Source organism: Clostridium sp. ETTB3 (assembly GCF_053571985.1).
Window position 1 is genome coordinate 567,769 of sequence record NZ_CP199832.1, and the last position, 20,795, is coordinate 588,563.

At 26.9% G+C, this 20,795-nt stretch carries 19 protein-coding genes; 11 read left to right on the forward strand and 8 right to left on the reverse strand.

The window, feature by feature from the left end:
• Positions 1-91 precede the first annotated feature (91 nt).
• A complete protein-coding gene (locus tag ACUN06_RS02830; RefSeq protein ID WP_294368416.1) occupies positions 92-1,801 on the reverse strand; it encodes an ammonium transporter in 1,710 nt (569 codons plus the stop codon).
• A 221-nt stretch (positions 1,802-2,022) separates the two neighbouring features.
• The gene (locus ACUN06_RS02835; RefSeq protein WP_449390068.1) at positions 2,023-4,116 is read right to left on the reverse strand and encodes a glutamine synthetase III family protein; all 2,094 of its coding nucleotides are present in this window, start codon (positions 4,114-4,116) and stop codon (positions 2,023-2,025) included.
• Between the two features lie 375 nt (positions 4,117-4,491).
• Here ACUN06_RS02835 and glnA point away from each other — a divergent pair, with 375 nt between their 5' ends.
• The 4 genes from glnA to ACUN06_RS02855 all read left to right on the forward strand — a co-directional run bounded on the left by glnA (position 4,492) and on the right by ACUN06_RS02855 (position 8,327).
• Positions 4,492-5,805, forward strand: coding sequence for a type I glutamate--ammonia ligase (gene glnA / locus ACUN06_RS02840; RefSeq protein WP_294368420.1), 1,314 nt, complete (start codon positions 4,492-4,494; stop codon positions 5,803-5,805).
• Between the two features lie 47 nt (positions 5,806-5,852).
• On the forward strand, positions 5,853-6,422 hold the full coding sequence (locus ACUN06_RS02845; RefSeq protein ID WP_291730973.1) for an ANTAR domain-containing response regulator: 570 nt from the start codon (positions 5,853-5,855) through the stop codon (positions 6,420-6,422).
• Positions 6,423-6,463: 41 nt separating this feature from the next.
• Complete coding sequence (locus tag ACUN06_RS02850; protein ID WP_449390069.1) at positions 6,464-6,973, forward strand: hypothetical protein; 510 nt, start codon at positions 6,464-6,466, stop codon at positions 6,971-6,973.
• Positions 6,974-7,127: 154 nt separating this feature from the next.
• Complete coding sequence (locus ACUN06_RS02855; protein ID WP_291730976.1) at positions 7,128-8,327, forward strand: PAS domain-containing sensor histidine kinase; 1,200 nt, start codon at positions 7,128-7,130, stop codon at positions 8,325-8,327.
• A gap of 91 nt (positions 8,328-8,418) precedes the next feature.
• On the opposite strand, the gene ACUN06_RS02860 is transcribed toward ACUN06_RS02855, so the two are convergent.
• The 5 genes from ACUN06_RS02860 to ACUN06_RS02880 form a co-directional block, all read right to left on the reverse strand.
• The gene (locus ACUN06_RS02860; RefSeq protein ID WP_294398267.1) at positions 8,419-8,967 is read right to left on the reverse strand and encodes a permease; all 549 of its coding nucleotides are present in this window, start codon (positions 8,965-8,967) and stop codon (positions 8,419-8,421) included.
• Positions 8,964-9,449, reverse strand: coding sequence for a permease (locus ACUN06_RS02865; RefSeq protein WP_449390070.1), 486 nt, complete (start codon positions 9,447-9,449; stop codon positions 8,964-8,966). The genes ACUN06_RS02860 and ACUN06_RS02865 overlap by 4 nt, the downstream gene beginning before the upstream one ends.
• A gap of 207 nt (positions 9,450-9,656) precedes the next feature.
• Entirely contained in the window at positions 9,657-10,583 is a 927-nt protein-coding gene (locus ACUN06_RS02870) for a patatin-like phospholipase family protein (protein WP_449390071.1), read from the reverse strand.
• Positions 10,584-10,649: 66 nt separating this feature from the next.
• The gene (locus tag ACUN06_RS02875) at positions 10,650-11,213 is read right to left on the reverse strand and encodes a chromate transporter (protein ID WP_294126386.1); all 564 of its coding nucleotides are present in this window, start codon (positions 11,211-11,213) and stop codon (positions 10,650-10,652) included.
• On the reverse strand, positions 11,210-11,752 hold the full coding sequence (locus ACUN06_RS02880; protein ID WP_291730986.1) for a chromate transporter: 543 nt from the start codon (positions 11,750-11,752) through the stop codon (positions 11,210-11,212). Before ACUN06_RS02880 ends, ACUN06_RS02875 begins: the two co-directional genes overlap by 4 nt.
• Positions 11,753-12,277: 525 nt before the next feature.
• Between ACUN06_RS02880 and ACUN06_RS02885 the strand changes: the two genes are divergently transcribed.
• The 7 genes from ACUN06_RS02885 (at position 12,278) to ACUN06_RS02915 (ending at position 20,416) form a co-directional block, all read left to right on the forward strand.
• The gene (locus tag ACUN06_RS02885; protein WP_291735740.1) at positions 12,278-13,084 is read left to right on the forward strand and encodes a cation diffusion facilitator family transporter; all 807 of its coding nucleotides are present in this window, start codon (positions 12,278-12,280) and stop codon (positions 13,082-13,084) included.
• A 263-nt stretch (positions 13,085-13,347) separates the two neighbouring features.
• Complete coding sequence (locus tag ACUN06_RS02890; protein WP_291735741.1) at positions 13,348-15,792, forward strand: ABC transporter substrate-binding protein; 2,445 nt, start codon at positions 13,348-13,350, stop codon at positions 15,790-15,792.
• A 1-nt stretch (position 15,793) separates the two neighbouring features.
• On the forward strand, positions 15,794-16,720 hold the full coding sequence (locus ACUN06_RS02895) for a carbohydrate ABC transporter permease (protein WP_302542024.1): 927 nt from the start codon (positions 15,794-15,796) through the stop codon (positions 16,718-16,720).
• Between the two features lie 18 nt (positions 16,721-16,738).
• A complete protein-coding gene (locus ACUN06_RS02900; RefSeq protein WP_301953506.1) occupies positions 16,739-17,581 on the forward strand; it encodes a carbohydrate ABC transporter permease in 843 nt (280 codons plus the stop codon).
• Positions 17,582-17,587: 6 nt separating this feature from the next.
• Positions 17,588-18,892, forward strand: a complete 1,305-nt coding sequence (locus ACUN06_RS02905) for an efflux RND transporter periplasmic adaptor subunit (RefSeq protein WP_449390072.1) — start codon at positions 17,588-17,590, stop codon at positions 18,890-18,892.
• The gene (locus ACUN06_RS02910; RefSeq protein ID WP_294126379.1) at positions 18,889-20,115 is read left to right on the forward strand and encodes an ABC transporter permease; all 1,227 of its coding nucleotides are present in this window, start codon (positions 18,889-18,891) and stop codon (positions 20,113-20,115) included. The genes ACUN06_RS02905 and ACUN06_RS02910 overlap by 4 nt, the downstream gene beginning before the upstream one ends.
• 52 nt (positions 20,116-20,167) lie before the next feature.
• Complete coding sequence (locus ACUN06_RS02915) at positions 20,168-20,416, forward strand: DUF1653 domain-containing protein (protein ID WP_291732648.1); 249 nt, start codon at positions 20,168-20,170, stop codon at positions 20,414-20,416.
• Positions 20,417-20,616: 200 nt separating this feature from the next.
• Here the strand turns inward: ACUN06_RS02915 and ACUN06_RS02920 are convergent, their stop codons facing one another.
• Entirely contained in the window at positions 20,617-20,772 is a 156-nt protein-coding gene (locus ACUN06_RS02920) for a hypothetical protein (protein WP_294126378.1), read from the reverse strand.
• Between the last annotated feature and the right edge of the window lie 23 nt (positions 20,773-20,795).

The following is a 20,795-nucleotide window of genomic DNA, read 5'->3' on the forward strand; positions in this document are numbered from 1 at the left end:
AATTGATGTAAAAATGGGGATGTCGCATTAAGAATAAATATTACAAGATATTGTGTATAAAAGTTTTAGTGTGACAGCCCCTTTAATTGATTTATTTTTTATCATCTTCATCTTGTAATGCATCATAACCTTCTTCGTTAGTTCTAATTTTAATAACATTTTCAATATCTTCTATAAATATCTTGCCATCACCAATTTTACCTGTATATAAAGATTTCTTAACAACTTTAATTAATGTATCAACAGGGATTTTACATACTACAATTTCTACTTTTAATTGAGGTAATAAGGTAACTTCATCTAAGGCAACACCTCTATAATATTCAGTAGCTCCCTTTTGCATTCCATAACCTAAAACATTTGTAACAGTCATACCCGTAATTCCTAACTTGTCTAGTGATGATTTTAATCTTTCAAATCTATCTTGTTTAGTTAATATAACGACTTTAGTAAATTTGGCATCTGTTTTAGAGGTATTATAAATAACTGGAATTGTATCTGTGCTATCATCAATATGTGAAGATGGTGGTGTGATAGTAGCAGAACTTTGAGAATATGAAATTCCAGCAAGTGAAGGATTCATAGGCATAAAATCAGCGTAACTACTTTCAAGTCCATGTTCCTTTTTATCAAGTCCTTCAATTTCTTCTTCAGCAGAAACACGAAGACCAACAGTTTTCTTAATTACATTAAATACAATAATCATAGTTATAGTAACCCAAGCCATGACGCAAATAACACCTAAAAGTTGAATTCCTAAGAATTTGAAACCATCACCATAAAATAACCCGCCATCGACTGCAAAAAATCCAGTTAAAATAGTACCAAGGGCTCCACAAACACCATGAACAGAAATAGCACCAACAGGATCATCAACTTTTAATTTCTTTTCTATAAATTCAACAGCAAATACAACAGTAAATCCTGCAAAAAGTCCTATAAAAAATGCACCAGCAGGAGTAACTAAATCACATCCAGCAGTTATTGCAACAAGTCCAGCTAATGAACCATTTAATGTCATAGAAACATCAGGTTTCTTATATCTTATCCAAGTTATTATTAAAACAGCGCATGTAGCAGTAGCAGCAGCAATATTAGTTGTAACAAATATTTTACTTGCAGCTAATATTGATTCATCTCCAGTCATTGAAACTGTAGAACAACCATTAAATCCAAACCAAGCAAACCAAAGAATAAATACACCTAAGGCACCTAGTGTTAGGCTGTGTCCAGGAATTGCATGTGCCTTACCATCTTTAGAATATTTTCCAATACGAGGACCAAGTATTGAAGCACCAATCAATGCTGCAATACCACCAACCATATGAACAGCTGTAGAACCAGCAAAATCATGGAATCCTAATTTAGATAAGAAGCCTCCGCCCCAAATCCAGTGTCCAGAAATAGGATAAATAACTGCACTTATTATTAAGCTATATAAGCAATAAGATGAAAATTTAGTTCTTTCTGCCATGGCACCTGAAACTATAGTAGCTGCAGTTGCACAGAAAACTGTTTGGAAGATAACAAAGGCAAATGTAGGAATAGATGAACTATAATCACCTCTTATAAATAAATCAAGTCCACCAACTAATGGACTATCCCCTCCAAACATAAGACCAAAGCCAATAAACCAAAATACAACAGTACCTATAGCAAAATCAATTAAGTTTTTCATGATAATATTACCGGCATTTTTAGCTCTTGTAAAACCGGTTTCTACCATGGCAAAACCTGCTTGCATGAAAAATACTAAAGCTGCTCCTAATAAAGTCCAAATCGTGTCTAATGCTGAATACATATAAAATTCCTCCTTATACTTAAAGTTAACAGTTTAAATTGCTTGGATGATATTTTTTTTATAAGCTTTTAAAGTATATAAATAATAACAATTTTTTAAACATCATTAAGTTTAAACACTAACTATTTTAATTTTTTTTTATAAAATAAATTAGGCATGTATTTTATCTAGAATTTATAATAATCTAGTTTAAAATACACGCCTTTGTGTAACTAAGATATTTAATTAACGCTAAATAATAATTCACCGTAACTAGGAAGTGTCCAATATTTTTTACTTACAAGAGTTTCAAGTTCATCAACTACAGCTCGTAATTGTTGCATATTCATAAATACTGGTTCTCTATAATATTTAGCTAAATCAAGAGCTTCTGTATGAAGTTTAGCATCTAATACTGACTTTTCTAAATCTTCAAGTTTGCTATATAATGAATTTCCTAAAGCAGAAATCTTATTAAGAATATTTTCTTCTAAACAACATTGGATAGAAGAAGATAATTTCTTTTTATTATTTGCAATTTCTGCAATTTCTCCTTGATATCCAAGAATAGCTGGAATTATTTCTTTTTTAGCTAAATCAATCATAGTTAATGCTTCTATATGAATGGTTTTACTATAATTGTCCAATAAGATTTCATATCTTGAATATAATTCAGTTTCTGATAAAACATGATGTTTAGTAAATAATTCAACATTTTTACTATTTACAAAGCTAGGAAGAGCATCAGGTGTAGTTTTTAAATTTAAAAGACCTCTTTTTTCAGCTTCCTTAACCCAATCATTAGAGTAGTTATTTCCATTAAAAATAATTTTGTTATGAGATTTTATTGTGTTTTTAATAAGTGTATTTAAATCTTCATCAAAGTTAGAACTATTTTCAAGAATATCTGCAAATTGACTTAGTTCTTCTGCCACAATTGTATTTAATACAATGTTAGCGCCTGCAATTGAAAAAGCTGATCCAAGCATCCTAAATTCAAATTTATTACCGGTAAATGCAAATGGAGAAGTTCTATTTCTATCTGTAGTATCTTTAAAAAATTTAGGTAATACACGAACTCCAATTTCCATTGGGCTTTTTTCCTTACAAATATAAGAGGTGTCATTTTCAATAGATTTTAATATTTCAGTTAATTCATCTCCAAGGAATATTGATACAATAGCTGGAGGAGCTTCGTTTGCACCTAATCTATGATCATTTCCAGCACTTGCAACAGAAACACGTAATAAATCTTGATAATCATCAACAGCTTTAATTATAGATGTAAGAAATAATAAAAATTGTGCATTTTCTGATGGAGTATCACCAGGTTCTAATAAGTTAACTCCGGTATCAGTAGAAATTGACCAGTTATTATGCTTACCACTGCCATTTACACCAGCAAAAGGTTTTTCATGAAGTAAACATGCTAGTCCATGTTTATTTGCTATAGATTTCATAAGTTCCATAGTTAGTTGGTTATGATCAGTTGCTATATTTGTTGTAGCAAATATAGGAGCTAATTCATGTTGAGCAGGTGCAACTTCATTGTGTTTAGTTTTAGCTAATACACCTAATTTCCAAAGTTCTTCATCAAGTTCTTTCATGTAAGCAGATACTCTTGGTGTAATAGTACCAAAATAATGATCTTCTAACTCTTGGCCCTTAGGAGGTCTTGCACCAAATAATGTTCTACCACAAAAAACTAAATCAGGTCTCTTTTCATACATTTCCTTATCAACTAAGAAATATTCTTGCTCAGGACCTACAGTTGTAATAACCTTTTTTATATTAGTTTTTCCAAAAAGTTTTAATATACGTAAAGCTTGTTTGTTTAAGGCTTGCATTGATCTTAATACAGGAGTTTTTTTATCTAAGGCTTCACCACTATAAGAACAAAAAGCTGTAGGTATGCATAAAGTACCATCTTTTATAAATGCATATGATGTTGGATCCCATGCAGTATATCCTCTAGCTTCAAATGTAGCTCTAAGTCCTCCTGATGGAAAACTAGATGCATCAGGTTCCCCTTTAATAAGTTCTTTACCTGAAAACTCCATTATAATATTTCCATCTTTATCAGGATAAATGAAACTATCATGCTTTTCAGCTGTAACACCAGTCATTGGTTGAAACCAATGAGTGAAATGTGTTGCTCCTTTTTCTATAGCCCAATCCTTCATTGCATTAGCAACTACATTAGCAACATCTAAATCAAGTGATTTTCCTGCTTTAATACAATTTTTTAATGCTTTATAATTTTCCTTTGGTAATCTTGCTTTCATAACATTATCGTTAAAAACTAAACTACCAAATAAATTTGGTATATCTTTCATAATTATAGCCCCCTTTAAATAAAAAAGGCACTGTGGACAAATAAGTGTCCACAGCGCCGTTGCTGTTTATATATGTATTATATCCCTAAATTACCTAAAAGTAAACAGTTGATTTAAAAAAAGTGAAATTAAATTTTAATAATAGATATATTGCTAATAAAAATACAATATTGTATAATATTAGAAAAAGTGAGGTATTCATTAAATATTTTTAGATGTACAGTATAAAACATAAGATTTAGTTAAATTTAATTTAAATCATACTAAAGATTAATTATTATTTATTGTTAAGTTGTAGGTCATAAAAATATTTGATGAATGCTTTTTTTATAGAAAATAATATAATAAAAAGGTATATTAACTGGGGGAAGAGATATGTCATATGCTATTAGAGAAGTTTTAGAATTTGTTAAACAAAATGATGTTAAATTCATTAGATTAGCTTTTTGTGATATTTTTGGAACACAAAAAAATATTTCAATAATGCCAGATGAGTTAGAAAGGGCATTTAAAGAAGGTGTTTCTTTTGATGCATCAGCAATAAAGGGATTTGGTGATGTTGTAAATTCTGATTTATTGTTATTTCCAGATCCAAGTACTTTAAATATATTACCATGGAGACCTCAACAAGGAAGAGTTATTAGATTTTTTTGTGATATAAAAACTCCTGAAAAAAAAGAGTTTATATATGATAGTAGAAATATTTTAAAAAATATTATAAAAAGATGTAATCATAAGGGGTATGTTCCATACATAGGAACAGAATGTGAGTTTTATTTATTTAAAACTGATGAAAATGGTGAGGCAACTTATATTACACATGACAAAGGTGGATATTTTGATATAGCACCAATTGATAAAGGTGAAAATATAAGAAGAGAAATTTGTCTTTGCTTAGAAGAAATGTATATCAAACCTGAAACCTCCCACCATGAACAAGGACCAGGGCAAAATGAAATAGATTTTAAATATAGTGATTCTCTTAATGCGGCAGATAACTTTTTAACATTTAAGTCAATGGTTAAGGCAATTGCAGGAAGAGCAGGATTGTATGCATCATTTATGCCAAAGCCTTTAAGTAATAAAAGTGGAAATGGATTGCATATAAATATATCATTAAATAAAAATGGTTCTAATATATTTAAAAATGAGGGGGAGAAGGATTCAGAGGCTGAAAGTTTTATAGCTGGAGTTTTAAGTAAGACTAGAGAAATTACAGCTTTTTTAAATCCTATTGTTAATTCATATGAGAGGTTTGGAAAATTTGAAGCACCAAAATATATTTCTTGGTCGCATCAAAATCGTTCACAGTTAATTAGAATTCCTGCTGCAACTGGAGAAAAAACAAGAATGGAATTAAGATCTCCAGATTCAGCTATAAATCCATATTTGGCATTTTCATTAATTCTTGCAGCAGGTATTTATGGAATTGAAAATTCATTAACTTTGCCAAAGGAAATAAATGAGAATTTATATATTTTAGGTGAAGAAAAGTTAAAAGATATAGAAGTGTTACCAGAAAGTCTTCAAGAAGCATTGGATATTGCAAAAGAAAGTGAATTTATTAAAAGTGTAATAGGTAGTGAAGTTTTAAATAAATATGTAGAATTAAAGCAAATTGAAGTAGACAGATATAATAAAGCAATAGAAAAAGAAAAGATTAAAAGAATGTACTTTGAATATATTTAAAAGTAAGAAAATAAATGCTTTATTTAAGTATACAAGGGGGCGGTTCTTTGGATAGTGTACTAATAGTATCCAGCAGTAACAAAGCAAGGGAATTTTTTATTGAAGTGCTTTCACAAAACTCTTATGGGGAAGTCGTCACCGTAACAAATGGTGGAGAAGCAAGAAGGTTATTAGTTGAAAGAATTTTTGATTTATGTATTATTAATTCACCTTTAATAGATGAATTTGGAGATGAATTTGCAAAAGATATAGTTTCAAGTAGTATAGGACAAGTTATTATTGTAGTTAGAAATGATATTTATGATGAAATTAGCGAAAAGGTTGAAGAATATGGGATAATTACAATTGCTAAGCCAATGAATAGGACAATATTTTGGAGCGTTTTAAAAATAGCCAATGCTACATATAATAAAATATATAAGTTAAAAAAAGAAAATAACAAACTTTTACAAAAAATTGAAGATATTAAAATGATAGATAGGGCTAAGTGTATTTTAATACAATATTTAAATATGACAGAATCAGAGGCACATAGATATATTGAAAAACAAGCTATGGATATGAGAACAACTAGAAAAACTATAGCAGAGGGAATATTAAGAACTTATGAAAATTAAAAAATTATATTAACATAATAGAAGAAGGAGTAGAGATTTAAGTGTTAATTCCAATAGATGAAATTTATTTTAAAGAAAAGGTTAAAATTAAATTTGATAATATTATACAAGGATTTAATAATTATAAAAATAAAACTATTAAAGCAATTGATAATAAAGATTTTGAAAATAAAATGTTAGGTTTTTTAAAAGAAGCAGCATTGTTAAACAATATTGATAATTCATTTGTTGATTTTTATTATAATTTTTTAAAGCAAGAAGATAAAAATAAATTAGAAAATATGCTAAGTGAAAATGGGAAAAAGTTTTTAATGGATTTTAAAGCTAAAAATAGTACAAAAGGAGTTTATTACAAATTACCAATAGATAGTATTGAGTTTATAAATAAAATGAATTGTAAGGAAATATTATTTTCTACAATATATTTTACAAAGATACCATGTACTATATGGGGAAATTATAATAATAAATTTCCTATATTTTATAAAAGTGAGAATGATTTAACTAATTATAAAAATATTGCCCAAAGGTATAATTTAATAATAGAATAAAAAATTGGTTGATATATTGGAAGTTACGGAAAATAAAAAATAAAATGGTAAAAAAAGGTTGAGGGAAAAGGTAGATATATGTATAATATATTTAAGATGGTAAAATGATGTAAGGTCAATAGAAGTAGAAGCGGTATGGGGGTATCAAAAGGGTATGCAAAATCTTTTAAGATTAGATAAGAATAATAATCTTGAATATTTATTTGAAATAACAATTGATATTATAGTAATCATAGGTACTGACAGCAAGATTAAGAGAGTGAGTAAATCTTGTAATGAAATATTAGGATGGAATGAAAAAGAAGTAATTTCTGTTGAGTGGAGCAATTTTATTCATCAAGATGATTTACTTAGGATATTAGGGTATAAAAAAACTTCAAATATAAAAGATGAAATTAAAGGATTAGAATTTAAAGTTAAATGCAAGGACGAAAATTATAAATTACTTAAGGGTAATTTCAAATATGTAGAAGAAGATAAAGTGTATATAGTAATAGCTAAGGATATAAGTGAAAAGCAAAAAATTCTTGATGAAAAGTTAGCTTATGAGCGAGCAATTGAATTAGAAGGAATAAAAAATGAATTTTTTTCAAATATATCACATGAATTTAAAACTCCTTTAAATATTATTTTAGCAACAATGCAATTAATAAATAAAAATATAGAAAATAAAAATATAATTTCAAATGAAGAAATTGATTTAAAAAAGTATATGACTTCAATTAAGCAAAATTGTTATAGGCTTTTAAGGTTAGTAAATAATATTATAGATATGAATAAAATTGATTATGGATATTATGATATTGAGCTTGGAAATTATAATATAGTAAGTGTTGTAGAAGATATAACTATGTCTGTTTTAGAATATATAAAAAATAAGGGGATTGAACTTATTTTTGATACTGATACAGAAGAGGAAATAATAGCTTGTGATCCAGATAAAATAGAGAGAATAATATTAAATTTGCTTTCTAATGCTATAAAATATACAAGGCCAGATGGGAAGATAATTGTAAATATTAACTCTGATAAAGAAAATGTATATATATCAGTTAAGGATACTGGAATAGGTATGCCAAAGCAAAAACTTAATAAAATTTTCAATAGATATGAACAAATAGATAATAAGCTAACTAAAAGTTTTAATGGAAGTGGTATAGGATTATCTTTAGTTAAATCTCTTGTAGAAATGCATAAAGGAAAAATTACTGTAGAAAGCAAGGAAAATGAAGGAAGTAAGTTTACTATTACACTTCCTAAAAAAAGAATTAATAATGAACATATTAAAAATACAAATTTAACTAAATCAAGGGTTGAAAAATGTAATATAGAATTTTCAGATATATATAATTAAATGAATAAAGTGGATGTCGCATTAAGAATAAAGACTACAATATATTGTGTTGATTTTTATTTTTTAAAACAATATATTGTGTATAAAATTTTTAGTGCGACACCCCCTTATTTTTATTATATATTTTTTTAAATTCATTTTCTGGCATTAAAGCACTTACAAAGTAACTCATAATTAAGACTCCAGGAATATCTATCACTAATCTTACTAAGGTAAATTTTAATCCTAATGCTGAAATTTCAAATAAAAGTGTAGAAATTTTAGTTAAACACCATGAATTCATAAAAATTATTATATTAGAAAATTTAGCACCTTTTTTTATTAAAACTGCAGTAAAAGGAAAAGCAGCATACATGGGTCCAGCTGCAATTGATCCAATTAGCATTGCTAAGATAATTCCAATTATGCCTGATTTTTTACCCATATATTTCATTAATGTTTCTCTTGGAATCCATATATCTATTAATCCAAGTAGTATCATTATAGGTGGTAAAACTGATAGCATTTGAAGAATATTAGATTTTACACTATTAAGTACATTTAAAAATAAATTTAAACTAAATAATCCTATTATTATAAGAATGCTTACAGAAAATAAGAAATATTTATATCTTTTTAATATTTTAATTAATAAATTCATAAAATCACCATAATCCTACCTAATAATATTCCAGCTAATATAGAAAATAGGAAACCTATAAAATTTCTAAGAAAGGCTGCACGTTTGCCAATATATTGAGATTCAAGTGTATAAGTCATTATTCCAACTAGAACTAATGTTGACACTAAGGCACCTACTTGTGAATAACCAGCTCCATTTAATAAAAGTGTATTTCCAAGGGAAAAGGCAACAAAGGTAGGCATCATTGTTATTGAACCTAAAATTGCAGAAAGAATTACTCCTATAAATCCAGAATTTGAACCTATAATTTTAGAAATTGTATTTGGATTAATAAAAGCAAGTATTATTCCAATAGTAACAATTATAAAGAGAAATTGAGGTAAGATATTTTCAAAGGATTTAACTGCAGAAATTATTGCACTTTTTGTTTTGTTTTTATCTTTAATAAATGAAATTATTAATAATAAAATTGATAAACAATATAATATAAGTGAAGTCATGATAATCTCCAATTAAGGTTTTTTCATTATATAATATGATAAAAATAAAGGAAGTTGCAAACGAGAGGTATTTAGTTAAAAATGACAAGTTACAAGTGATAAGTTAAGGATGAAACTCATTAGGGAGTTTCTGAGAATATATTTAAAGAAATTTAGCATTAGCTGAATTTATACCTTAACTACTAACTTGCAACTTACCACTTGCCACTAACCAAGTTTTCTATATCTAGAAATATAAGAGTTAAAATTCCATGTTGAAAGGAATTTTTTTGCACTTACATAGCCCGAATTAAAAAGTGTTAGGTATTGTTCTTTAGATATTGCAAAATCCACAGTACCAATATTATAGGTTCTTATTTTTATTGTTCTTACAGAATCCTTATTTTTTAGAAATCCTTCATCACTATTAGCAAATAAGGTATCTACAATATCACAAGAATATGTTATTAAATTACTTTTATTAGGGGATGTTTTTTTTAAGTCATTATCACTAAGTAGCTTTAATCCAAAGGTAGGCCATTTAGGAATTCCATCAACATCAAAAAGCCAAATAGGAAAGTTGCTAAATATCCCACCATCAACAATGTAGCTTGATTCTTTACCATATTTCAATATTACTGGATTAAAGTAAAATGGAATACTAATACTCATTCTAACAGCTTTTGCAATTTCAAATTCTAATGGATCAATATTATAGTTTTTTAAATCATCTGGTAATACTAAGAGTTTTTTATTTGTAACATCTGAAGCAATTACCTTAAGTGGACTTTGCCCATTTACAGCAATATCTTTAAATTTATGTTTTCCTTTTGCTTTATAAAGTTTATTTAAATATTCTTCAATATTATTTCCGGAAAATAAACCTTTGTTTTTAAATAGACTTATGGTAGGGCCAATGAAAGGAAGCAATGATAATTTGTTTTTTTCATAAAAATCAGTAAATTTTATATTTAAAAGCAGTTCTTTTAATTCTTTTCCAGTATAACCAACAGCTAATAAGGAAGAAACTATAGCACCAGCAGATGTACCAGCAAAGTTTTGGAAAGTGTAGCCTTTTTCTTCTAAATAATAAATTGCCCCTAATAAAGCAATTCCTTTTACACCTCCACCTTCACATACGATATCGGCTTTCATAAATTCCACCACCATATTATATAAATTTAATATAGTATATGTTTTATTAGGGACAAAATTGATTTATTAAAATTTAAATATTATTCCAATAAGAGCTGCACTACCTATATATACTATAGGATGCTTCTTAAATTTTGTAATGGCAAATAAAAGAACAAATAATAAAATTGTAGATTTAATGTTTATTATATCTACTAATTTATGAGTTAAATTAAATTTATCTAAAGCTAAGATAGATACTTTAAATACTTGGTATCCAGCAGCTGCAATTAATGAAGCAACAGCAGGTCTTAAGCCATAAAATATAGATTCAACAGTTCTACTTTCTTTAAATTTATTTAAGAAATGAGCAACTATAATAATTACTATTATTGATGGAGTAACAAGTCCTAGAGTTGCTATTATTCCACCTAATATTCCAGAAGCTCTAAATCCTGCAAAGGTAGCCATATTAACACCTATTGCACCAGGAGTTGATTGAGATACAGCAATCATATCCATTAACATTTTTTCATCAAACCAGTTATATTTAGCAGCAAGTTCATACAAGAATGGAATAGTTGCAAGTCCACCTCCAACTGAAAATAAACCAACTTTAAAAAATTCTAAAAATAAAATTATAAGTATCATTTTTTATCACCTCTTAAGCCTTTAGAAATAAATCCAGTTAGTGCAGCTGCGATAACTACATAAACAGGTGATAATCCAATAAATGCAGATATAACAAAAGCAATAATAGCTATTATTACTCCTAAGTAATCTTTAATTGAGGATTTAATAAGCTTTACTACTGTAGTTATAATTAAAGCAACAACAGCAACTCTTATACCAGCAAATGCACTTTGAACTATAGCTAAATCAGCAAAGTTTTGAAGAAAAGTTGCTATTATAAGTATTATTACTATTGATGGGAAAATAACTCCAAGGGTTGCAACAATACCACCAATAATTCCTTTTAACTTATAGCCTATAAATGTAGCAGTATTAACTGCAATTACACCTGGTGTACATTGCCCAACAGCGTAATAATCAAGAATTTCTTTTTCGGTAGACCATTTTTTGTTTTCAACAATTTCTCTTTGGATTAATGGAAGCATTGCATATCCTCCACCAAATGTTAAAGCTCCGATTTTACAGAAAGTCCAAAATAAATCAAATAGTTCTTTCATTAAAGTACAATCTCCTTTATTAATTTTGGTTATTTTTTAAAACTTTAATAATAAATTACATTAAATATAAGTTCCAATTGATATTATATACTTAATTTATATAATGAAACAACTTAATATTAATTATAATGTATAATATAATTTTTAAAATTTATTTATATTAAAAATTAATAAAATACCAAATTATAAAATAATAAAATTTAAAATAGATTAAAATTCTAAGTAAAGTGCTAAAAATAAATTAAAATAAGTACTTTTTAATTAAAAATAGGTACATTTAAGTTATTTATAATTTTTTTTTGTTATAAAAATGAATATATTAGTTGTAATTTTTGAGCATTTTAGTCATTACAAAATAAAGTTAATTTATATATTATAATAGTATCTAGTTTATTAAAAAAATTTAAAGTTTGAATAGAGGTGAGAATAATGAAACTAGAAAATAAAATATTAAAACTATCGGTAATAGGTGCGTTATTCTTTGCACTATTTGGTATTGCATGGGGATGAGCGATAAAATCTGATATGATTATATTCGATGGATTATATTCATTTATCAGCGTAGTTTTATCAATGTTATCTTTATACATTAATAATTATATGGCTAAAAGAGATTTTGAAAAATTCCCTTTTGGTAAACATATTTTAGAACCAATAGTTATTTCAATAAAATCATTAATAATTGCAATAATGTGTTCATATTCATTAATTGAAGCAATAAAAACATTAATGAATGGAGGAAATAGCTTAGAATTTGGATTAGCACTTATATATTCAATTGTATCAGTTTTAGGGTGTGGAATAATTTCATTTTATATGAAAGAACAAGAAAAGAAGATTAATTCAGAATTAATTAAAGCAGAATGTACTCAATGGTTTATGGATACAGCATTAAGTACAGCGGTATTAGTTGGATTTATAATTGCAATGGTATTAGCAAGAACTAAATTAAAGTCTTTAAATCCATATATAGATCCATTTATGACAATAGTAGTATCTTTAGTTTGTATTAGAATTCCTATAAAAACTTTTATAGAAAGTTTTAAGGAAGTAATATGTGTAAAAGCTAATGATGAAATAAATGATGATATATATGTTTTAGTTAAAGGAATTGAAGAAGAATATAATTTTGAGGAATCAATAACAAGGGTTTCTAAAGTTGGACGTGAACTTAGAATAGAAATAGATTTTGTTTATAATAAGGATAGTAAACTTAAGACATTAGACCAAATGGATAATGTGAGAGAAGAAATAAATGATGCAATAAAGCATATTGATTACAATAAGTGGTTAAATGTTTCATTTACTGGTAATAAGAAATGGGCAGTATAAGAGTTGGTGAAAGCTGACTTTTATACTGCTTATTTTTTTATTATAAATATATTAAATTATTTTAGTGTTTAAATGTAAGAAAAAATTAATTATTAATTAATTTAATATTAATTAATATAATGCAATATTAAATAGAATATTTTTACAATTATGTATGTTTAATTATAAAAAGGTTATTTTAGAAAATATTTATTGGGTAAATATGTTAAAATTTCATTAAAAATGATATTATATAATAAAGTATAAAATAATTGGAGGAAAATATGGGGAAAAATTCAAAGAAAATAGTAGCAATTACAACTGCATTAACTATGATTGCTGCAATTACAGGATGTTCTAAGGGAAATGAGAAATCTTCAATGGGAAGATATGTTGAAGAAAGATACGAGGCACCAACAAATAGTTATGTAAATGAATTGAGTATATTAGAAGATGGAAGAATAGCAATGTTAGGTTTTTCTAATGAAACAAATACTCCAATTTCTTTTATATCTGATGATGGTGGACAAAATTGGACAACACAAGATTTAGAACTACCTAAACAAGATGGAAAAGAAACATATACAAATAATATTGGTTATTTAAGTGATGGAAGAATATTAGTTTCTTATTATTTTGAGGAACCTTATGTGGAACCAACAGAGGGAGAAACACAAAGTGAAGAAAACTATGTATATGAAGAGCCAGAATATAAATATTCAATTATTGAAACTGATGGAAGCATTAGTGATATTGATTTAGATCTTACATCATATAATACTGATAGTGATTCAAGTGGATATAATAATTTCAAATGTGCACCTAATGGGGATGTATTTTTTTCAGTAGGAAGTAATCAAGAGTTAATTGTACAATTTGATGGAAAAACATTTGAAGAAAAGAATATTTATGAAGGAAATGATTATATAGATAATTTTGTGTTTGTAGGAGATTCATTAATTACTACTTCATACGATGAAATAGTTGAATATGATATTACAAATGGAAAAGAAAAGGGAAATTTAAAAGAATTAGAAAAGGAGGCAATAGGGGAGAAGGTTAACTATTATCCAACATTTATTAATTCAGGGAGTAAAAATACACTTTATTATTATACAACTTTAGGTGTATATGCTTATGATATGAAAAGTGGAAAAACAAATATGATTATAGATTCTGCAATTTCTACTTTTGGAGATGAAGAAAGTAATTTGATTGGATTTATTGAAAAGGGAGAAAAGAATTTCTTAGCAGCATTTAATGATTGGTCAAGTGATGGAGTATCAGTTATTAATTATACTTATAATCCAGATATTCCTTCAACACCAGATAATCAAATAGTTATTTATTCATTATTAGAAAATTATATGATAAGACAAGCTATTTCTGCATATTCAAAAGAAAATCCTGATGTTTATGTAAAATATGAAATTGGATTAAATTATAATGATGGAGTTACTCAATCAGATGCACTTAAAACTTTAAATACAGAAATAATGGGTGGAAATGGACCAGATGTTATTATTTTAGATGGTTTAACTGCTGAATCATATATTAGCAAAGGATTATTAGAAGATATGAGTGATATAATAAATCCTTTAATAGAAAATGAAACAATATTTAAAAATATTGCTCAGGCATATACAAAGGATGGAAAGATATATCAAATACCAACATATTTTAAATATCCAATATTATTAGGAAATAAAGAAGATATAAATTCAGTTTCAGATTTAAGCTCATTAGTTGAATTAACTAAAAAATTATCAACACAAACAGATAAGATGATATTTAATAACTACTTTAGTGCAAGAACTTTAGTTTATTCATTATATAATTTATACGGAAATGATTGGTTAAAACATGATAATACTATAAATGAAGATGCACTAACTGATTTCTTTATAAAGCTTAATGAAATGTATGGATATATCAAAACAAATCAAGAGGCTTATAATAAGTTTATGGAAGATAAGTATTCACAATTAGAAGGTTTTGATAATGGGTTTAGTGTAGATAACAGTGAAATAGATGAAGATTATGGTGTTGGTGATGAAGAAGATAGTGAAGTTGATTATGAAGTGTATGATTTACAATATTATTTAAATCCATCAGTTAGTGCGGATTCATTCTTATTTGATCAATCATCATCATTATCTATGGGTGGAATGTCTGGAATTAATGATTATATTAATTTAATTACATTATTAAATAATAATTCTGATATAGGATATAAGATTTTAACTAGAGGTGAAGAAAATATCTTTATACCATCTAATATAGTTGGAATTAATGCAAAGGGGAAAAATAAAGAACAAGCAAAAGAATTAGTAACGTCATTATTAAAAGGTTATTCTAGAGATAATTACTCAAATAATGGATTTAGTATAAATTTAAATAAGCTTAATGATGCATTTTCTGTTGAAAAAATGAAAGAAGATGGATATGAGTTAGAATATGATGAATCAAAAAATCATTATATTCAAGGAACATGGGGATATTCAGATGAATTTGGAAATTCAAAAGAAGTAACTATGCTATTGCCTAATGATGAGGATGTAAATAAATTAAAATTTGAAATAGAAAATTTAAATGTTGGAACAACAGTAAATTCAGTATTATTAATAGAAGTTGCAAAGCAATTTGAATCATATGTAAATGGAGATATATCTTTGGAGGATTCTATAAATAAAGTTGTAGATAACTTAGATTTATACTTATCGGAGTAATATGGAAGAGTTAAAGAAAAGTAATAAAATAAAACAACTTAAAAGAGCAGAAAAAGAAAAGATAAATAAGGCTGAACAAGAAGATATTAAGAAAAGGAAAAGATATACAGGGTTATACTTTGTATTACCAAGTTTAATAGGGGTAGCAATCTTCACATTGCTTCCCTTCTTAGATGTATTTATTAGATCTTTTCAAAGTGCAATTTCTAGAGAATTTATAGGATTTCAAAATTATGTTGAAGTATTTAACAATGCAGCATTTAAATTAGCTGCAACAAATACAATAAAGTTTGTATTTATATGTATACCATTATTATTAACTTTATCACTTATATTAGCAGTTATATTAAATAAATTTACAGAAGCATCAAAGGTGCTTAGAACTGCTTTTTTAATACCAATGGCAGTACCAATTGCATCAGTAGTATTAATATGGAATATTGTTTTTAATGAACATGGATTTTTAAGTGGATTTTTAGATAAATTTAATATTACAGGCCAAGATTGGATGAGTACAGGATGGGCTTTTTGGATTTTAGTATTTAGTTATATATGGAAAAATCTTGGCTATAATATAATTTTATGGTTAGCAGGATTAAATTCTATATCAAAGGAAATATACGAATCAGCTAAGGTTGATGGAGCTACTAATATGCAATGTTTCACAAAAATTACTTTGCCTTGTTTAAAACCTACATTATATACAATTTCAGTTTTATCGCTTTTAAATTCATTTAAAGTATTTAGAGAAGCATATTTAGTTGCAGGTAATTATCCAGATAAGAGTATGTATTTATTACAGCATTTGTTTAATAACTGGTTTAGAGAATTATCATTTGATAAAATGGCAGCAGCATCTATTTTAATGGCAATTGTAATATTTATTTTAATTATGTTGCTACAAAGAGCATGGGAAAAGCAAGATTAGAATGAGGTGATTTATAAAATGAAGAAAAAGATATTATTTATTATATTAGTTGCTATTTCTATATTTATGTGTTTTCCAGTTATATTTCTATTAGCAGGATCATTCATGGGTGCAGATGAATTAAACACTTATCTTGCTCCAGTATTAGCTGAAAAAAGTAAAGGATATGTAAGTTGGGGATTATTACCTAGTTATCCTACCTTGCGTGCATATGTAGAATTATTATTTGATACTCCAGAATTTTTTGTAATGTTTTGGAACTCTGTAAAAATAGTATTTTTATCAGTTGGTGGACAACTTATAGTCGGTATTCCAGCAGCTTGGGGATTTGCAAGATATAAGTTTCCTTTTAAGAAAGTGTTATTTACTATTTATATAGTAGTAATGTTAATGCCTTTCCAAGTTACTATGTTATCCAGTTATTTAGTGTTAGATAAATTACACCTTCTTAATACTCATGGAAGCATAATATTACCTGCTATATTTTCAACATTTTCAGTGTTTATAATGTATAGATTCTTTTGTAATATACCAGAGTCAATTATTGAATCAGCAAGAATAGATGGAGCTAGTGAATTTATTATTTTTGTTAAGATAGGAATACCTTTAGGAATGCCAGGTATAATGTCAGCTGTTGTATTGCAGTTTTTAGAATATTGGAATTTAATAGAGCAGCCACTAACATTTTTAAAGGATAAAGCTTTATGGCCATTATCGATTTATTTACCTAATATTACATTAGAAAATGCAGATATAGCATTTACAGCATCTGCTGTAACATTAATAGCTGCTATAATAGTATTTTTTGCAGGTCAAAGCTATTTAGAGCAAGGTATTGCAGCATCAGCAGTAAAGGAATGATAATTTATGAATAAAAAAGAAAAAATAAAAAAAGTTATAAATTTTAAATATGAAAAAAAGGGTAAAGATACATTGCAGAAAAAAGCAGTAAAAGCCCTATTTGCCTTTTTAATATTAATGATAGGATGCACCATGTTATCCAGGGCTGCAGATTCTATGACTATACCAAGAGTTAAAGTTGATAAGCCAAAGACTAAAACAATAGTAGATGAGGTTACGGCTAAAGGGGTAGTTGTTAAAAATAGAGAAGAAAAAATTTCTGTAGTAGAAGGTCTTAAAATTAATTATGTAAATATAAGTGAAGGTTCAAATATTAAAGTTGGTGATACATTAGTTGAGCTTGATACTGAAGATTTAGAAAAAAAGGTTAATGAAATTAAGGAAAGTATAGCACAAGAGCAAAAGACTTTAACACGTGCTACAGAGGATTATAATAAGGCTATAAATGCTAAAAAACAAGCAGTACAAGGTGCCTTAAATGAAATGAATACAGCAAAGCAAGCATTAGATAATTATTCAAAATTAAGTGATGAAGAGAAGGATCCAGGAATAGAAGAAAGTTTATATTCTGATTATAAATCAAAGAAATCTATGTATGATGCAGCTGTTTCTGAATCAAATGATACTGTTGATTTAGATAGAGCGCTTCAGGACACAAAGGATTCTCTTAAAATTGATGAATATAATAAAGAACTTGCAAAACTTCAACCTCTGCTAGAGGCTGGTGGAAAAATCACTTCAGAAAAGGAGGGAATAATTACTAGTGTCTTTGCAGAAAATGGTGGAGTTACAACTGATACTATAGCGTCAATTGCAGATAAGAATGAAGGGTATAAGTTTATTGGAGAAATTGATAAAGAAAATAGAACTTCAATAAAACAAGGACAAGTAGTTGCCTTAAATTTAGGTACTTATGGTATTATTGAAAACTTAACTATAGCTTCTATTTCTAAAAATCAAGATAATAATGAAACTTTAAATGTAACAGTTGTTTTACCTGTAGGAATAGGAGAAATTGATGATAGTGGAGAAATTGTGGTTTCAAGTAAATCAAGAAAATATGGTACATGTGTTCCGTTAGCAGCATTAAGACAAGGTGATGGTAATAGTTATTATGTATTAGTTGTTACTGAAAAGGAAACTGTATTAGGTAAAGAATTAATAGCTAAAAAAGTTGATGTAAAAATTGAAAAAAGAGATGGTGAATATGCAGGTGTAACTGAAGGTGCATTAGGAAGAAATGATAAAATAATAATTGATAGCAATAAAACAATAGAAGATGGCGATAGAGTTCGCCTGGAGACTGAATGATAAGGTATTTAAAGCACATAGTTAGAATAATTATTGTATTTGCTTTAATTATGTGCTGGGGAATATCCTTAGGGTATGCAAATAATATAGGAAGTAAAAATAAGACTTTAAATTTCTATTTTGAAAATGAAAATTATAATGTAGATTTAATTAAGGATATAAAAAAATCTCAGCCAGAATTATCTGTAGTAGGTTGGATTGAAGAAACACTACAAACTGCTGAGAATCCTGATTTGGGAAAAATAGCAAGTGACTTAGATATTTTAACTATAAAGGGTTCATCTAATTTATTAGTTAAGGGATCAAACCTATTTGTTGATGATTTAGATGGGTGTTTAATAGATAGTGATACATCTTATAAGTTATTTGGAAGTAGTAATTGTGTGGGAAAAGAGATTATTTATAATGATAGACATTTAATTGTAAGAGGAATTTTAAAAGGTTCTAAAGCAAATATTATGATTCAAGCTATTGAAGGTTCATCCCAGGTTTTGAATGGTTTAATAATAGATGGTACGGGTTTAACACTAAATAAAATTGAAGATTTTAAAATGAAATTTGGTATTAACGAAATGGCTATTAACGGAAATGTCTATTATATAATATCAAAGTTTATATCACTAATATTCCCAGTTATAACTTTAGTTTTAATTTTAATTAAAATAATAGCTAGTTTATTTAAATCAAAAAATAAACCAGTTTTAGTAAGTATATATATTTTAATGGCTATTGCTTCTTTATTTATATTTTTTAAGATTACAAATATTAAAATTTCTATTCCATTAGATATGATTCCAAATAAGTGGTCTGATTTTGATTTTTGGAGTAAGATGGCAAAGGAATATAAAGAAAAATTTGAATATGTACTTTACATGAAAAAGTACGGAGTTGATATTTATAATATAGAAAATTTATTAAAGTCAGCATTATACTCAATACTTACAGTAATATTATTTGTGATTAACTTAAGAATTATAAAAATAAATGATATTAAAACATTAATAATTAATAATGGAATTTCAATACTTTGTTCATTTGTTGCTATATTAATGATTTGGAATAATTATAATTTTGATGTAAATATAACCATTATATGGTTAATATATCCTTTATATCTTTGTGGAGATTATTTTATAAAGATTCATGGAAAGTATTTAATTTATGAAGAAAAAGTAAATACTGAAATAGAAAAGAATGATATAATAGATGAAGCAGTTTGTTAATAGCAAACTGTTTCTTTTATTTTAATTATATAATTATTAAAGGAGCAAAATTATGAGAGATATATCTAATTTAAAAGGAAAGATTTTTAGACATTTCAAGGGAGATTTATACTTAGTTGAAGACTTTGTTAAGCATTCAGAAACTCAAGAAACCATGGTTCTTTATAGAGCCTTATATGGAGATTGTGGGCTTTTTGTAAGACCTTATGATATGTTTGTTGAAGAAGTACCAGAGGGAAAGACTAATCCAACTGGTCAAAAATACAGGTTCCAAGAATTCGAAGTGAAAAGCGTAAAATAGCTAAATTGTTCGTTAAAGCTTGAATGTCGTAATGACGAAAATTAATGATATTATATCCAGGAATGGTGTAATTTGCGTTAAGAATTTATATTATTTTTTCCGGAAAAGGGGCTAAAGCTTGGAAAGTCACTTTATTCCCTCAGCTTTTTAACGCCTCTTTTCCTCCAAAAATAATTAAATTCTAGGTGAAAATTTCACCATTACCGGAAAATGAATATTTCATTTTTCGCTTCCATGTGATGCTTGAGTTTTTTAGCTAATGTATTTTCTCTTCTTAAATAATGATACTCCAAGTATTGTGTATTAGCAGCAGTACTATTATCAATTGTAGTATTATTATCTGGTCTATTTACCATGTTATTCATACCACCTTTGCCAT

Excerpts from the sequence above, each read along its gene's own strand:
- ACUN06_RS02830 (WP_294368416.1), bottom strand. The coding sequence starts at position 1,801 with ATGTATTCAGCATTAGACACGATTTGGACTTTATTAGGAGCAGCTTTA.
- ACUN06_RS02835 (WP_449390068.1), bottom strand. The coding sequence starts at position 4,116 with ATGAAAGATATACCAAATTTATTTGGTAGTTTAGTTTTTAACGATAAT.
- glnA (WP_294368420.1), top strand. The coding sequence starts at position 4,492 with ATGTCATATGCTATTAGAGAAGTTTTAGAATTTGTTAAACAAAATGAT.
- ACUN06_RS02855 (WP_291730976.1), top strand. The coding sequence starts at position 7,128 with ATGCAAAATCTTTTAAGATTAGATAAGAATAATAATCTTGAATATTTA.
- ACUN06_RS02860 (WP_294398267.1), bottom strand. The coding sequence starts at position 8,967 with ATGAATTTATTAATTAAAATATTAAAAAGATATAAATATTTCTTATTT.
- ACUN06_RS02865 (WP_449390070.1), bottom strand. The coding sequence starts at position 9,449 with ATGACTTCACTTATATTATATTGTTTATCAATTTTATTATTAATAATT.
- ACUN06_RS02870 (WP_449390071.1), bottom strand. The coding sequence starts at position 10,583 with ATGAAAGCCGATATCGTATGTGAAGGTGGAGGTGTAAAAGGAATTGCT.
- ACUN06_RS02875 (WP_294126386.1), bottom strand. The coding sequence starts at position 11,213 with ATGATACTTATAATTTTATTTTTAGAATTTTTTAAAGTTGGTTTATTT.
- ACUN06_RS02880 (WP_291730986.1), bottom strand. The coding sequence starts at position 11,752 with ATGAAAGAACTATTTGATTTATTTTGGACTTTCTGTAAAATCGGAGCT.
- ACUN06_RS02885 (WP_291735740.1), top strand. The coding sequence starts at position 12,278 with ATGATTATATTCGATGGATTATATTCATTTATCAGCGTAGTTTTATCA.
- ACUN06_RS02890 (WP_291735741.1), top strand. The coding sequence starts at position 13,348 with ATGGGGAAAAATTCAAAGAAAATAGTAGCAATTACAACTGCATTAACT.
- ACUN06_RS02895 (WP_302542024.1), top strand. The coding sequence starts at position 15,794 with ATGGAAGAGTTAAAGAAAAGTAATAAAATAAAACAACTTAAAAGAGCA.
- ACUN06_RS02900 (WP_301953506.1), top strand. The coding sequence starts at position 16,739 with ATGAAGAAAAAGATATTATTTATTATATTAGTTGCTATTTCTATATTT.
- ACUN06_RS02905 (WP_449390072.1), top strand. The coding sequence starts at position 17,588 with ATGAATAAAAAAGAAAAAATAAAAAAAGTTATAAATTTTAAATATGAA.
- ACUN06_RS02910 (WP_294126379.1), top strand. The coding sequence starts at position 18,889 with ATGATAAGGTATTTAAAGCACATAGTTAGAATAATTATTGTATTTGCT.
- ACUN06_RS02915 (WP_291732648.1), top strand. The coding sequence starts at position 20,168 with ATGAGAGATATATCTAATTTAAAAGGAAAGATTTTTAGACATTTCAAG.
- ACUN06_RS02920 (WP_294126378.1), bottom strand. The coding sequence starts at position 20,772 with ATGGTAAATAGACCAGATAATAATACTACAATTGATAATAGTACTGCT.